Origin of the sequence: Dyella thailandensis, from assembly GCF_050749815.1 — a bacterium.
In the GTDB taxonomy this organism is placed as follows: domain Bacteria; phylum Pseudomonadota; class Gammaproteobacteria; order Xanthomonadales; family Rhodanobacteraceae; genus Dyella_A.
The window spans coordinates 3,114,113-3,127,155 of record NZ_CP192735.1 but is presented as its reverse complement, the minus strand read 5'-3'; the positions used below and the strand labels follow the sequence as shown (position 1 = coordinate 3,127,155).

Annotated in this window: 12 protein-coding genes; 10 read left to right on the top strand and 2 right to left on the bottom strand. The window is 67.3% G+C overall.

Features of this window, described 5'->3' with window-relative positions; all coding sequences use genetic code 11:
* Positions 1 to 8: 8 nt before the first annotated feature.
* A complete protein-coding gene (locus ACQVBX_RS14385) occupies positions 9 to 599 on the bottom strand; it encodes a DUF2239 family protein (RefSeq protein ID WP_431634952.1) in 591 nt (196 codons plus the stop codon).
* Positions 600 to 750: 151 nt separating this feature from the next.
* Here ACQVBX_RS14385 and ACQVBX_RS14380 point away from each other — a divergent pair, with 151 nt between their 5' ends.
* From ACQVBX_RS14380 to ACQVBX_RS14350, 7 genes are all read left to right on the top strand, one after another.
* On the top strand, positions 751 to 1,605 hold the full coding sequence (locus tag ACQVBX_RS14380; RefSeq protein ID WP_431634951.1) for an EamA/RhaT family transporter: 855 nt from the start codon (positions 751 to 753) through the stop codon (positions 1,603 to 1,605).
* A 123-nt stretch (positions 1,606 to 1,728) separates the two neighbouring features.
* The gene (locus tag ACQVBX_RS14375) at positions 1,729 to 3,333 is read left to right on the top strand and encodes a S10 family peptidase (RefSeq protein WP_431634950.1); all 1,605 of its coding nucleotides are present in this window, start codon (positions 1,729 to 1,731) and stop codon (positions 3,331 to 3,333) included.
* 81 nt (positions 3,334 to 3,414) lie between these two features.
* A complete protein-coding gene (locus ACQVBX_RS14370) occupies positions 3,415 to 3,786 on the top strand; it encodes a nuclear transport factor 2 family protein (RefSeq protein ID WP_431634948.1) in 372 nt (123 codons plus the stop codon).
* A gap of 184 nt (positions 3,787 to 3,970) precedes the next feature.
* The gene (locus ACQVBX_RS14365) at positions 3,971 to 4,789 is read left to right on the top strand and encodes a DUF3348 family protein (RefSeq protein ID WP_431634947.1); all 819 of its coding nucleotides are present in this window, start codon (positions 3,971 to 3,973) and stop codon (positions 4,787 to 4,789) included.
* A gap of 8 nt (positions 4,790 to 4,797) precedes the next feature.
* On the top strand, positions 4,798 to 6,891 hold the full coding sequence (locus tag ACQVBX_RS14360; protein WP_431634945.1) for a DUF802 domain-containing protein: 2,094 nt from the start codon (positions 4,798 to 4,800) through the stop codon (positions 6,889 to 6,891).
* A 175-nt stretch (positions 6,892 to 7,066) separates the two neighbouring features.
* A complete protein-coding gene (locus tag ACQVBX_RS14355; RefSeq protein WP_431634943.1) occupies positions 7,067 to 7,732 on the top strand; it encodes an OmpA family protein in 666 nt (221 codons plus the stop codon).
* Positions 7,722 to 8,249, top strand: a complete 528-nt coding sequence (locus tag ACQVBX_RS14350) for a DUF2894 domain-containing protein (RefSeq protein ID WP_431634942.1) — start codon at positions 7,722 to 7,724, stop codon at positions 8,247 to 8,249. Before ACQVBX_RS14355 ends, ACQVBX_RS14350 begins: the two co-directional genes overlap by 11 nt.
* 23 nt (positions 8,250 to 8,272) lie before the next feature.
* Here the strand turns inward: ACQVBX_RS14350 and ACQVBX_RS14345 are convergent, their stop codons facing one another.
* Positions 8,273 to 8,527, bottom strand: a complete 255-nt coding sequence (locus tag ACQVBX_RS14345; RefSeq protein ID WP_431634939.1) for a hypothetical protein — start codon at positions 8,525 to 8,527, stop codon at positions 8,273 to 8,275.
* Positions 8,528 to 8,779: 252 nt separating this feature from the next.
* Between ACQVBX_RS14345 and ACQVBX_RS14340 the strand changes: the two genes are divergently transcribed.
* The 3 genes from ACQVBX_RS14340 (at position 8,780) to darG (ending at position 13,042) form a co-directional block, all read left to right on the top strand.
* Positions 8,780 to 10,447 (top strand): PAS domain-containing protein, encoded by a 1,668-nt coding sequence (locus ACQVBX_RS14340; protein ID WP_431634937.1) that lies wholly within the window; start codon positions 8,780 to 8,782, stop codon positions 10,445 to 10,447.
* A gap of 871 nt (positions 10,448 to 11,318) precedes the next feature.
* On the top strand, positions 11,319 to 11,972 hold the full coding sequence (gene darT / locus ACQVBX_RS14335; protein ID WP_431634935.1) for a type II toxin-antitoxin system toxin DNA ADP-ribosyl transferase DarT: 654 nt from the start codon (positions 11,319 to 11,321) through the stop codon (positions 11,970 to 11,972).
* Complete coding sequence (darG, locus tag ACQVBX_RS14330; RefSeq protein ID WP_431634933.1) at positions 11,969 to 13,042, top strand: type II toxin-antitoxin system antitoxin DNA ADP-ribosyl glycohydrolase DarG; 1,074 nt, start codon at positions 11,969 to 11,971, stop codon at positions 13,040 to 13,042. Before darT ends, darG begins: the two co-directional genes overlap by 4 nt.
* Position 13,043 lies beyond the last annotated feature (1 nt).

Genomic DNA, 13,043 nt, shown 5'->3' with positions numbered 1-13,043 from the left:
GGCGCGGCTCAGCCGCCCGTGGCGGCGGTATCCCACGCACGGTGGGCCAGTTGCAGCAGGTGCTGGCGCACATCGGTAGGCCAGTCGGCGGTGAGCTGATCGAACGTGGCGCGCTCACCGCGCCAGAACGCTCGCGAGGCCTCTTCGAAGCCGGGCAGATCGCCGGCCAGCGTACGCATCGTGCGGTCGGCCGCTTCGCTGGCCTGGCGCGCCTGCTCCTTGGCGCTGCCAGCGCGGCGCGCCTCCTCCACCAGCCGGCGCAGCGTCACCGAGGCGCCGCCGGGCTGGCGGCCCAGCCAGTCCCAGTGGCGCGGCAGCAGGGTGACTTCGCGGGCGACCACGCCCAGCTTCGGCCGTCCCGGTCCGCGCGGCGCGGCGGGTTCGGCGGCCGGGCGCAGGCGCGCCAGCACCTCGTCCAAGCTGCCGCGCAGGTCGAACTCCAGCGGGTGGCCGGTGGCGTCATCGAGGATCAGGGGCGATTGCGCGCGGCCCTCGTCCATCGCGCGGCGCACCGCTTGCACCACGTCCTGCGGCGAGCCGGTGGCGATGCATCGATGGCCTTCGAAGGCGGTGCAGCGGGTGCTGTCGGCGGGAGTCATGGTCAGGTCCGGTCGAGCGGGTGTCGTATTTGACCCGGATAAAACGCGGCCGTCAATATCACCCGGGCAAATTTGTGCAGCCAGGACCATCCGTGCGGTGCGCACGCGCGCCACTGCGGCTATCGTGGCGGGCTTTTGCGGACGTCATTCCATGCTCTTCCTGTGCCTGAGCATCCTGTGCAGCGTGCTGGTGTCGGTGTGGCTCAAGCTCGCCCGACGCTTCGGCCTGGACGTGCCGCAGATGGTGGCCTGGAACTACCTGGCCGCCGGATCGCTGGTTGCGCTGGTGCTGCATCCCTCGCTGGCGCCGCTGCGCCAGCCGGATGCGCCGCGCTTCGCCGTGCTGGCACTGGCGGTGCTGCTGCCGGCGATCTTCCTGGCGCTCGGCACGTCGGTGCGCCATGCCGGCATCGTGCGCTCGGACGTGGCCCAGCGGCTGTCGCTGCTGATCTCCCTGCTCGCCGCGTTCGTGTTGTTCGGCCAACTGCCAACGCCGCGCATGCTCGCGGGCCTCGCGCTGGGGCTGCTGGCGTTGGCGGCGATGGTCTGGCGCGGCCGCGCGGCGCGCGCGGACGGTGCGGCCGCGTGGCTGTGGCCGCTGGTGGTGTGCATCGGCTTCGGCGCCATCGACATCCTGCTCAAGCAGGTTGCTGCCGCCGGCATCCCGATCGCCGCCTCGCTGCAGGCGATGTTCGCGCTGGCGCTGCCGGTGGCGCTGGGCTTCGCGTTGCTGGCGCGTCGCCGCAGCGGCGCCCGCTTCACCGCACCCAGCCTGGCCGGCGGCCTGCTGCTGGGCGTGCTCAACTTCGGCAACATCCTGTTCTACCTGCGCGCGCACGTGGCGCTGCCGAACGATCCGGCGCTGGTGTTCGCCACCATGAACCTTGGCGTCGTGGCGCTGGGCACGCTGGTGGGCGTGCTGGTGTTCCGCGAGCGCCTGAGCCGGATCAATGCGATCGGCGTGCTGCTGGCGGCGGCGGCGATCGCGTTGCTCACCTTGGCCTGAGTGTCGGTCGGACCCTGCACGGGGGAGCAAGAACGTGCGCCGCCTGCGTGACTTCCGGGGGATGGCCCGCCCCTGCCCGAGGCATACGCTCAACCGCTTGGACACAAGCTCCGGGGAATCCACATGCGTCGACTCGTTCTCGCCGTTGCGCTCGCCAGCGCGCTGATCAGCACCGCCACGCTCGCCCACGAGGACAAGCACGACGAGGCCAAGTCGAAGGAGAAATCGCCCGACGCGGCGCTGGTCAAGCCGCAGAGCTCGGAAACCGAAGGCAGCGTCACCGTCGAAGGCAAGCGCGTCGACTACAAGGCCGTGGCGGGAACCCTGGTGCTGCACGGCTCGGGCGACAAGGAGCACGAGCCGACGGTGAGCATGTTCTACACCGCCTACTTCAAGAAGGGCGTGCCCGCCGGCCAGCGGCCGATCACCTTCATCTACAACGGCGGCCCCGGCTCGGCCACGGTGTGGCTGCACATGGGCGCGTTCGGCCCGAAGCGCGTGGTCACCAGCGACGACAGCCACACGCCCGCCGCGCCCTACGGCCTGGTCAACAACGACTACAGCCTGCTCGATGCGTCCGACCTCGTCTTCATCGACGCTCCCGGCGCCGGCTTCAGCCGCCTGATCGCCGATGACCCGGACAAGGACAAGCGCGACGAGCAGATGAAGGATCGCAAGAAGGCGATCTACGGCGTCGACGGCGACGGCCACGCCTTCGCCCAGTTCATCACCCAGTTCCTCTCCAAGTACGGCCGCTGGAACTCGCCGAAATACCTGTTCGGCGAAAGCTACGGCACCACGCGCTCGGCGGTGGTGGCCAACATCCTGGAGAACGAGGACAGCGTCGATCTCAACGGCGTGGTGCTGCTTTCGCAGATCCTCAGCTTTGATACCAGCATCGACGGTCCCGAGTTCAATCCCGGCGTGGACCTGCCCTACGTGCTGGCGCTGCCCACCTTTGCCGCCACCGCCTATTACCACCACCAGCTGCCGCAGCCGCCCGCCGCGCTGGAGCCGTTCCTCAAGGAAGTGGAGCGGTACGCGATGGGCGACTACGCGCAGGCGCTGATGCAGGGCGCCGCGCTCGACGCCGGGCGCAAGCACGCCGTGGCGGAGAAGCTGCACCAGTACACCGGCCTGCCGGTGGACTACCTGCTCAAGGCGAACCTGCGCGTCACCGGCGGCATGTTCGAGCACGAGCTGCAGGCCTCCACCAACACCACCACCGGCCGCCTCGACAGCCGCTTCGCCGGCCCCTCGCTCGATCCGCTCAGCAAGACCAGCGAGTACGACCCGCAGTCCTCGGCGATCAGCTCCGCCTACGTCGCCGCGTTCAACGACTACGTGCGCACGCAGCTCAAGTTCGGCCAGGACATGCGCTACCGCCTGTTCGCCGACATCGACCACTGGGACTTCGCGCACAAGGCGCCGGGCGTGGACGGCGAGGCGCTGCAGTCCTCCACCAACGTCATGCCGGATCTGGCCATGGCGATGAAGACCAACCCGGATCTGAAGGTGTTCCTCAACGGCGGCTACTACGACCTGGCCACGCCGTACTTCGCCGCCGAGTACGAGATGAACCACCTGCCGATTCCCGACAGCCTGCGCAAGAACATCTCCACCCAGTGGTACCCGTCCGGCCACATGGTCTACGCCCACCAGGACTCGCTGAAGCAGCTGCACGACAACGTGGCGAAGTTCATCCAGAGCACCGACAACGTGAAGTGATTGGTTCGCCCGCGGCGCACCGCGCTTGCGGTGCGCCGCGAGCGCGCTACGCTGGACAACCCTCATCCGGCTCCCTGTTGCATGCGCCAGCTCATCGACCGCTACATCGACGCCTACAACCGCATCGACGTCGACGCAATGCTGCTCACCCTGCATCCGGCGATCGTGTTCGAGAACTACGCCGGCGGCCAACGCACGCTGCGCACCGAGGGTCTGCTCGATTTCGACCGCCTGGCGCGCAGCACCCAGCCGCTGTTCAGCGCGCGCCGCCAGGTGATCACCGCCTACCGCGAACAGGGCGACACCGCCTGGGCCGAGATCCAGTTCGACGGCACCTTCGCCATCGATCTGCCCAACGGCATCCGCGCCGGCCAGCACATCGCCATGCCCGGCCGCTCCGAATACCGCGTGCACGACGGCCTGCTGGTCTACATCGCCGACCACAGCGCCTGAGGCTGCCGCATCAAAGCCCTCTCCCCTGGACACCGTCCGGGGGAGAGGGTTGGGTGAGGGGGCGCTCTTCCCGACGCCACCGCCGCGGGAACGACGACGAGACAAGTCCCCGCGCTCCCCCGACTCCCGCCACGGGACCGCACCCCACCCGCCGCGCTAAACTGCCGGTTTTGCTCGGGAAGACATGGCGCAAGCAGCACTCCGTCCGACGGTTCGCGGGCCCACCTTCATCCGCCTGCTGGCACGCCTGGCCGAGGTGGATGTGGCCGCACCCGGCGCCTCGCTGCCCGACCACATGGGCCAGTGGCTGGACTGGAAGCACGCGCTCTCGCTCGCCGCCGCCCTCGACAGCCATCCCGCCGCGCCTGCGGACGCCGCCGTGACGGCGCCGGAAGACCTGGTCGCCGAATGCGCGCGGGCGCGCGACACCCTGCTGGCCGCCATCGACAACGAACCGCTGCTCGCACCCGGTGCGCCGTGTACCGATGACACCGATTTCGCCCCATACCGCCAGGCCTACCTCACCCGCCAACGCGCCATGCAGGCCAGCGTGGGCCGCCTGCGCGGCAAGCTGCGCGACGCGCTGTTGCAGTCCTCTCCGGTCTCCAGCGTTCCCACGTCCTCCCCTAGCCGTCATTCCCGCGAAAGCGGGAATCCATCTTCGTCTTTGCAGAACAGCCAAATGGATGACGGGCATCCGCCATTGAAGGCCGCTTCCCGCATGCGCGGGAATGACGGCGATGAAAGCCCCCGCGATGGCGCCGCTCTAGCTCGCCTTGCCGAAGTCGACGCCGTCATGGAAGTCGCCCTCACCCCGCGCGAGCACACCGCGCTCGCCAAAGTCCCCGACCTGCTCGCCCAGCGCTTCGCGCGCCTGCACGCTGGTGGCCACTCCCATTGGCTCGACGCCTTTCGCCGCGAGATGCAAAGCGTGCTGCGCGCCGAGCTGGATCTTCGTTTTCAACCGGTCGACGCGCTGCTCGCCGCGCTGCGTACCTCCTGAGATTCCACATGTCCAAGAACCTGCTTCTCGCCGCCGTTTTCGCGCTGGGCCTCGCCGCCATCGGCTGGATCGCCCTCGGCTACCTCGGCTCCAATCCGCTGGGCCTCGCCGTCGCCCTGCTGATCGGCGCGGGCTACCTCGCCGGCGCGCTCGAGCTGCAGCGCTACCGCCGGGCCACCGCCACGCTGCGCCAGGCGGTGGATGAACTCAGCGAAGCGCCGGCCGAACTCGGCCCCTGGCTGCAGCGCCTGAATCCGGGCCTGCGCCACGCCGTGCGCCTGCGCGTGGAAGGCGAGCGCGCGGCGCTGCCGGCACCGACGATGACTCCATACTTGGTCGGCCTGCTGGTGCTGCTGGGCATGCTCGGCACCCTGCTTGGCATGATGGCCACGCTGCGCGGCACCGGCATGGCGCTGGCCAGCGCCAGCGACCTTGCCGCCATCCGCGGTTCGCTCGCCGCGCCGATCAACGGCCTGGGCTTCGCTTTCGGCACCTCCATCGCCGGCGTCGCCAGCTCGGCGATGCTCGGCCTGCTCTCCGCGCTGGTGCGCCGCGAACGGCTGCAGGCGGTGCAAGCGCTGGACGCAAAGATCGCGAGCACGCTGCGCATCCACTCGCAGGCGCACCGCCGCGAGGAGAGCTTCCGCCTGCTGCAGCAGCAGGCCGCGGCGATGCCCGCGCTGGTCGATCGGCTGCAGGCGATGGCCGCCACGCTGGAGCAGCACAGCGCCGCCGCACACGAGCGCCAGCAGGCCGAGCAGCAGGCGTTCCACCGCCACACCGAGGCAGCCTACATGCGTCTGGCCGAGTCGGTGCAGCAGTCGCTGAGAGACAGCGTGGCCGACAGCGCGCGCACCGCCAGCCAAGTGCTGCAGCCGGTGGTGGAATCCACTCTGGCCAGCCTCGCGCGCGAATCGAGCGCCATCCAGGCCAGCGTGAGCGAGGCCGTGCAGCGCCAGCTCGACGGCCTCGCCAGCGGCTTCGACAGCACCGCGCGCACCGTCACCGGCATCTGGGCCGACGCGCTTACCCAGCACCGCGAAACCAACGCCGCCCACGCGCAGGCACTGGGCGACGCGCTCGCGCGCTTCGTCGACACCTTCGAGCAACGCTCCTCCGCACTGCTGGACGGCGTCACCGAACGCCTCGACGCCAGCGTCGAGCGCACCGCCGAGGCGTGGAGCACCGCGCTGGCCAAACAGGACGCCACCCACGCCGAACTCGCCAGCCGCAACCAGCAGGCGCTGGCCGCCGCCGGCCAAACCTTCGGGCAGCACGCCACGGCGCTGGTGCAGGCGGTGAACCGCTCGCATGCGGAACTGCAGTCGGCACTGCAGGCGCGCGACGAGGAACGCCTCGCTACCTGGGCGCAGAAGCTCGACGCCCTCACCGCCGAACTCGGCGCGCAGTGGCAAGCCGCGGGCGAAGCCACCACCAGCCGCCAGCAGGCCATCTGCGACACGCTGGAAAAAACCGCTGGCGACATCAGCGCGCAGACGCAGGAACAGGCCCGCGCCACCCTCGCCGAGATCGCCCGCCTGGTCGAAGCCGCCTCCGAAGCACCGCGCGTGGCCGCCGAAGTGGTCGGCGAGCTGCGCCAGAAATTGTCTGATTCCATGGTGCGCGACACCGCCATGCTGGAAGAGCGCAGCCGTCTGCTGGCCACGCTGGAGACCCTGCTCGACGCGGTCAACCACGCTTCCACCGAACAGCGCAGCGCCGTCGACGCGCTGGTCAGCACCTCGGCCGAGCTGCTCGACCGCGTCGGCAGCCGCTTCGCCGAACAGATCGACAGCGAAACCGCCAAGCTCGACAGCGCGGCCGCCCAGCTCACCGCGAGCGCCACCGAAGTGGCCAGCCTCGGCGACGCCTTCGGCGCCGGCGTCGCCCAGTTCGCGCAGACCAACGACGCCCTGATGGAGCGCCTGCAGCAGATCGCCACCGCGCTGGACGCCTCGCTCGCCCGCAGCGACGAACAGCTCGCCTACTACGTGGCGCAGGCGAAGGAAGTGGTCGAACTCAGCGTGCTCTCGCAGCAGCAGATCCTCACCGACATGCAGCAGCTCGCCGGCCGCCGCGCGCCGGGCAAGGCGAAAGCATGACCAACCTCCAGCAAGCTCGGCCAAGCCTCACCGCGCGCCCTGGTAGGAGCCCGCTCGCGGGCGATGCTCCTGCTCCTGATCTCCTTCAAAGCAAAAAAGCATCGCCCGCAAGCGGGCTCCTACAACGCCGCGGGGCGGCGAGTCGATTCGTGCCCCTTGCCCACACCAGCACCCCATGACCGACGACGTCGACCTCACCCCCGAATCCACCGCCCCCATCTGGGCCTTCGGCGACCTGATGTCGGTGCTGCTCGGCGCCTTCGTGCTGATCCTGGTCGGCGTCATCGGCGTGCAGCTGCAGCTCTCGCACAAGCTGGAGCTGGCCGAGAAGCAGCGCCAGGCCGAGCTGCAACGCCGCACCACGCTGGAGAAAGCGCTCGCCACCCCGCTGGCGCAGGGCCGTGTCACCCTGGTCAACGGCCGCATCGGCATCCGCGGCAACCTGCTGTTCGCGCTCAATTCCGACCAGCTGCAGCCGGACGGCCAGCAGCTGATCCAGAGCCTCGCCGCGCCGCTGGCGCAGTACCTGCAATCGCGCGACGAACTGCTGATGGTCAGCGGCTTCACCGACGACCAGCCCGTGCACGGCGACAACCGCCGCTTCGCCGACAACTGGGAGCTCTCCGCCCAGCGCGCGCTCACCGTCACCCGCGCCCTGATCGCCGCCGGCGTGCCCGCCAATGCCGTGTTCGCCGCCGCCTTCGGCGCGCAGCAGCCGGTCAGCGCCAACGGCGACGAAGCGGGCCGCGCGAAAAACCGCCGCGTGGAGATCGCGCCCATCCCGCGCTCCTCCGCCGCCAACACGGCGCCAACCGCCGCCACTTCCGGCCATGCGTCCTGACGTCGCGGCCATCCGCGCGCAGCTGATCGCCTCGCTTCAGCAGCGCGCCACCACGCTCCACGGCGAAGCGCGCCGCCTGCTCGATGCGCGCCTGGCCGATCTGCGTGCCCTCGATGCCGATGTGCAAGACGAAGCGCGGAACGCCCCATCGCAAGCGCACGCACCCGGCCCCCTGCGCCAACTCGCCGACCAGCTCGCCCACGACGCGCCCACCGACCGCACCGCCTACCCGGAACTCCCCGCGCTCGCCGACTTCCGCCAGCTCTGGTCCACCCTGCGCGCCGACAGCCAGCTCCAGCAGACCGTCGCCCACACTCCCACCGACGCCGGCCCGCTCAACTCCGCCGCGCTGGCCAGCCGCGCCATTGCACTGATGCGCGAGACCTCGCCTGGCTATTTGCGCGCGTTCCTTGCCTATGTGGATGACTTGGCGTGGCTGGAGCAATTGGGCACTGCGGGCACGGCAACACCGATGACGGCGCCAAAGAAGCGCGCCACCCGCAAGCCGCGGCGCTGACCGCCCGCGTTCCGGTGCCTACGTCACAGCGTAGGGTCGACAACCTTCGACACCGGTTCCGGCGCTAGCCGCTGTTCCTCGATCCGGTCGACGATCTCGCGCACGCTCAGCGCCGCGTTGAAAATGCCTTCACCCAGTGCCGAGACGGTCTGCGGGTGCAGCGGCTCCTGGCAACCCACGGTCACCATGTCGCCGTTGGCGGTGATCGTGCGAAGCAAACCGTGAAGCTCATCGATCTGGTCGAGGGTGACTCCGAAGGAAAGGCGTTCCTGGGTCATGGCGTGGCTCCCTGGCAGTGTGTCGCGAGCAGTGACTCGCACGCTTCGCAATCTACCGGGGCGTTTCAGATATCTGAAAACCAGATAGAGCGCCCTTCGCGGAAGTCCGCCAGTGCTCTCATTGGAGCCCATTGTCGATGGGCTACGAAGTCGGGCGCGCGCAAGCTTGAAGCCGGCGGCGACAGCGCTGGGCAGATAGACCTGCTCCACTCGCTGGACGGGACGCTAGCCCTTCGGTGAGCATGGCCCCACATGCCCGCGCTCCCCACGCCCTCCGATCAATTGCTGCAGCTGCTCCCCGAAGCCGTGGTGCAGACGGACGCGGCGTGGACCATCACCTACCTCAACCCCGCCTGGCACCCCCTCACCGGCCACCCGGTGGACGCGGCGCTCGGCCGCTCCCTGCTCGATTTCGTGCACCCCGACGACACGGCGGCGCTGCGCGCCGGCATGCCGGTGTTCCGGCTGCGGCGGGCCGACGCTGACTACCGCTGGATGCGCCTGCAGCTCAGCCCCACCACGGACGCCGAAGAGCGGGTGATCAGTCGCCAGGGCGTGCTGATCGAGCTCACCGAGATCGGCGAGCAGGTGCTGATGGACGATCGCCAGCGCTTCCTGCGGCTGCTGGAACGCATCGACGGCGTGGTGTGGGAGGCCGAGCTCGGCGTGGGCAACACCTTCCTCAGTCCGCAGGTGGAGCGCCTGTTCGGCTATGCGGTGGAGGAGTGGCGCGCCGATCCGGGCTTCTGGCGCGCGCACGTGCATCCCGATGACCTGCCCGACGCGCTGGTCATCGACGAGGCCGCGTACCACGCCACCCACAGCTACGCCTACGAGATGAGCTATCGGCTGATCGCCAAGTCCGGCCAGGTGGTGTGGGTGCGCGACCTGTGCCGCGTGGACGTGGAGCCGGGCCGGCCCAACCGCATGATCGGCCTGATGATCGACGTCACCCGGCAGAAGCACACCGAGCTGGAGCTGCTGCAGTCGCATCACCGCTACGCGCTAGCCACCCGCGGCTCCAACGACGGCATCTGGGACTGGAACCTGCAGACCGACGAACTGCACGTGTCCGAGCGCTTCAACGAAATCGTCGGGCTCGACCAGGGCGACACCCTGCATCCGCACGGCTGGAATTACCTGCAACAGCTCATCGACCCCGACGATCGCGAGCGCGTACAGGCCGCGTACCGTCGGCACCTCTCCGGCCAGCGTCCCAACTTCTCGGTGGATTTCCGCGCGCGCCACGGCGCGGGGCGCCTGGTGTGGCTCAACTGGCGCGGCGTGGCCCAGTTCGAAGACGGCAATCCTGTGCGCATGGCCGGCTCGCTCAGCGACTTGGCCGAGCGCGGAAGCTCCTACGACGCGCTCACCAATCTCCCTGGCCGGCCGCTGTTCCGCGACCGCCTCGAACACGCGATCGCCGTGCACCAGGACGCCGTCGCCAAGCGCGGTAACGCCCCGCCCGACACCGACTCCACCCGCTTCGCCGTGCTGCTGCTGGATCTGGACGGGTTCAAGGCGGTCAACGACACCCTCGGCCACCACGTCGGCGACCTGCTGCTGCAACAGGTCGCCCGCCGGCTGGAAACCTGCGTGCGCGCCATCGACCTGGTCGCCCGCATGAGCGGTGACGAGTTCAACGTGCTGCTGGAGTCGGTCGACCCCGCCGACGCCACCGACCGCGCGCGCCAGATCGCCGCCGCGCTCGCGGCGCCGTATCAAATCGGCGCGCATGATGTGAGCTGCCCCGCCAGCATCGGCGTGGTCGTCAGCCAGGCTGGCTTTGCCACCACTGACGACTATTTGCGAGCCGCGGACGCGGCCATGTACCGGGCGAAGAGCCAGCGGCTGGGGGTGTGCATTTATTCGGAGAGCGGTGGCGCCACTGGGTCAGGCTCTGCTCTGAGCCCGCGGTAAGTGAATCTGTTCAGTCGAAGCAAAGATCTCCAAAGACGACTCTGACTCCTGATTCGGTTCCCGCGCGGGTCGCTCATCCCTAGTGTTCAAGGGCCTTCAGAGCGGCCTCGACGGGTTCCGGGTCGCCACCGCCCGGTCCGGCATATGCGGTCAAGGCCTCAGCGGCACTTACAAGCCGACCGGCGCGAGAGTTCGCCTTCGGATTCCACGTTGATCCGCACCCTGCACCGGTCACCAGGAAGTAGAAGGTCGTTCCATCCACCCCTAATGATCGAGGAGCTGCCGCCTGGGATACGTCCGCACGAACCTGGGCTACCAGTCGCTGCGTCAGTCGGGGCGAGAGCGCTGCAGAACCTCGCCTCGTGGCGTCAAAATGACCGGCCGGACCGGTACCTTCCTGAATCCATGCGAGCTCCAGACGCTCGACCCGGCCGCCCGAGATACGCACCGCCGTCGGACTCGAGAAGGGTGGGAAGCGGAGCACGGTGACCGCGACCTCATCGGGCGGCGTAGCTGGCACTATCGTCAATCCTTGAAGTGCCTCCTGCTCGCAGGGGCTGAGGGACGATGCAGTCCGGGCGGCTTCGGCTCGAACAGCGTTTTCGTAAGCTTCACGTGCCCGAGTCGAATAGGTCACGATAGGTGCCGCGATCAGTAGACCGCAGAGCAAGACCATCAGGGCAGAGATCAGAGCGATTCGTCGCACATCCATGGCCTTCTCCTGAGGTGCTGCACTCATGCGTCGTTTGCCAAAGTGGACTTGGCAAGGTTCGCTTCAGTGGCTCGAAAGTGCACTCTCACCTCTGGGTTCCTGGTGTGACGTGCTCGGTCACTGAAGTCCTCGTTAGCCCTCCACGCTCCCATCATCCAAATGCCTAATCACTACCCCAACCTCAACCCTGAAAAGGCACTGATCTGGAGAATTGTCCATCGCGACAATCTGCCCTGGATTCTGGACAATGGCCTGCACAGCGGAAACGGCGGGGTGCAAGCGCCGGCGTGGGTGAGCATCGGTAACCCAGAGTTGATAGACAGGCGCGCCAACCACCCGGTGCCGGTGGCGCCAGGTGGTTTTCTAAACGACTACGTGCCGTTCTACTTCACCCCCTTCTCGCCGATGTTGCGCAACATCCACACTGGTTGGGGGGGTATCCAGAAGCGGCCCAACGACGAAATCGTGATCCTCGTCTCCAGCCTGCACCACGTCGATGCGCAGAGGTTGCCGTTCCTTTTCACCGACAGTCACGCTTACTACCGTTGGGCAAACTTTTATTGTGATCTAGCCGATCTCGACAAGATTGACTGGCCATTGCTCCAGGCCCGTGACTTCAGGCGTGACTCGGAGGATCCGGCCAAGTTCGAACGATATCAAGCGGAGGCGTTGGTCCATCGACACTTGCCAATCAACGGGTTGCTCGGTGTTGTGTGTTACACAGACCGTTTGCGGCAGGGGATTGAACAGCAGATTCAGGTGCGAAATCTTAAGCTTCCAGTCTATGCCCGTAGTGGGTGGTACTTCTCATGATCAAGTTTACTCAGGGCAATCTGCTAGAGGCTCGTGTCGAGGCCCTAGTCAACACCGTCAACACGGTCGGAGTCATGGGGAAGGGCATCGCACTGATGTTCAAGGAGCGGTTTGCCGACAACTTCCGTAGCTATGTCGCCGCCTGCAAGGCCAAGGAGGTACGCACCGGGAAGATGTTCGTCACCGAAGTCCGTGAACTGGATGGCCCACGCTGGATCGTGAACTTCCCAACTAAGCAGCATTGGCGCGGCGATTCCAAGATCGAATGGATCACGGAGGGACTGCGAGATCTACGCAGCTTCCTGATCGAGAACAAGGTCAAATCCATAGCTCTGCCCCCACTAGGCTCTGGCAATGGCGGTCTGGACTGGACCAGCGTGCGTCCAACGATCGAGGAAGCACTCGCCGGTCTTGATACCGAAATCTTGGTGTACGAACCGACACAGAAGTACCAGAACATCGCCAAGCGCAGAGGCATCGAGAAGCTGACTCCTGCGCGCGCAGTGATCGCTGAACTGGTCCGGCGATATTGGGTGCTAGGTATGGAGTGCAGCTTGCTGGAAATCCAGAAACTCGCTTGGTTCCTGGAGCGCAACATCGAGCGTGCAGGTCTCACTCCACTCGATCTGCGATTTGATGCACACAAGTACGGTCCCTACGCTGACCGCCTGCGCCACCTGCTTGAAGGGTTAGACGGCAGCTATCTGCATTGTGACAAGCGAATAAGCGACGCCGATCCGTTGGACGTGATTTGGTTTGATGACGGGCGCAAGGCGTTCGTTCAGACCTATCTGAAAAGCGAGGCAAAAGAGTACCTTTCGGCGCTTGAAGCCACGGCGGCTCTGATCGACGGCTTCGAATCACCCTTCGGCATGGAGCTATTGGCGACGGTGGACTGGTTGTTGACGAAAGAGGGGGTGCAGCCGACGGTGCCTAACTTGCGCGAGGGGCTGCGTCATTGGCGCGGTGGCTCGGATGCGGCTGCACGTAAGGACAGACTTTTCGATGATCGAGCTCTAAGCATCGCGTTGGAACGACTAACGCCAAGTTTCGCCTCGCCATCGAGCTAAG

What these genes read in the sequence shown, in the direction of transcription:
- ACQVBX_RS14385 (WP_431634952.1), bottom strand. Translation starts at nt 599, where the DNA reads ATGACTCCCGCCGACAGCACCCGCTGCACCGCCTTCGAAGGCCATCGA.
- ACQVBX_RS14380 (WP_431634951.1), top strand. Translation starts at nt 751, where the DNA reads ATGCTCTTCCTGTGCCTGAGCATCCTGTGCAGCGTGCTGGTGTCGGTG.
- ACQVBX_RS14375 (WP_431634950.1), top strand. Translation starts at nt 1,729, where the DNA reads ATGCGTCGACTCGTTCTCGCCGTTGCGCTCGCCAGCGCGCTGATCAGC.
- ACQVBX_RS14370 (WP_431634948.1), top strand. Translation starts at nt 3,415, where the DNA reads ATGCGCCAGCTCATCGACCGCTACATCGACGCCTACAACCGCATCGAC.
- ACQVBX_RS14365 (WP_431634947.1), top strand. Translation starts at nt 3,971, where the DNA reads ATGGCGCAAGCAGCACTCCGTCCGACGGTTCGCGGGCCCACCTTCATC.
- ACQVBX_RS14360 (WP_431634945.1), top strand. Translation starts at nt 4,798, where the DNA reads ATGTCCAAGAACCTGCTTCTCGCCGCCGTTTTCGCGCTGGGCCTCGCC.
- ACQVBX_RS14355 (WP_431634943.1), top strand. Translation starts at nt 7,067, where the DNA reads ATGACCGACGACGTCGACCTCACCCCCGAATCCACCGCCCCCATCTGG.
- ACQVBX_RS14350 (WP_431634942.1), top strand. Translation starts at nt 7,722, where the DNA reads ATGCGTCCTGACGTCGCGGCCATCCGCGCGCAGCTGATCGCCTCGCTT.
- ACQVBX_RS14345 (WP_431634939.1), bottom strand. Translation starts at nt 8,527, where the DNA reads ATGACCCAGGAACGCCTTTCCTTCGGAGTCACCCTCGACCAGATCGAT.
- ACQVBX_RS14340 (WP_431634937.1), top strand. Translation starts at nt 8,780, where the DNA reads ATGCCCGCGCTCCCCACGCCCTCCGATCAATTGCTGCAGCTGCTCCCC.
- darT (WP_431634935.1), top strand. Translation starts at nt 11,319, where the DNA reads ATGCCTAATCACTACCCCAACCTCAACCCTGAAAAGGCACTGATCTGG.
- darG (WP_431634933.1), top strand. Translation starts at nt 11,969, where the DNA reads ATGATCAAGTTTACTCAGGGCAATCTGCTAGAGGCTCGTGTCGAGGCC.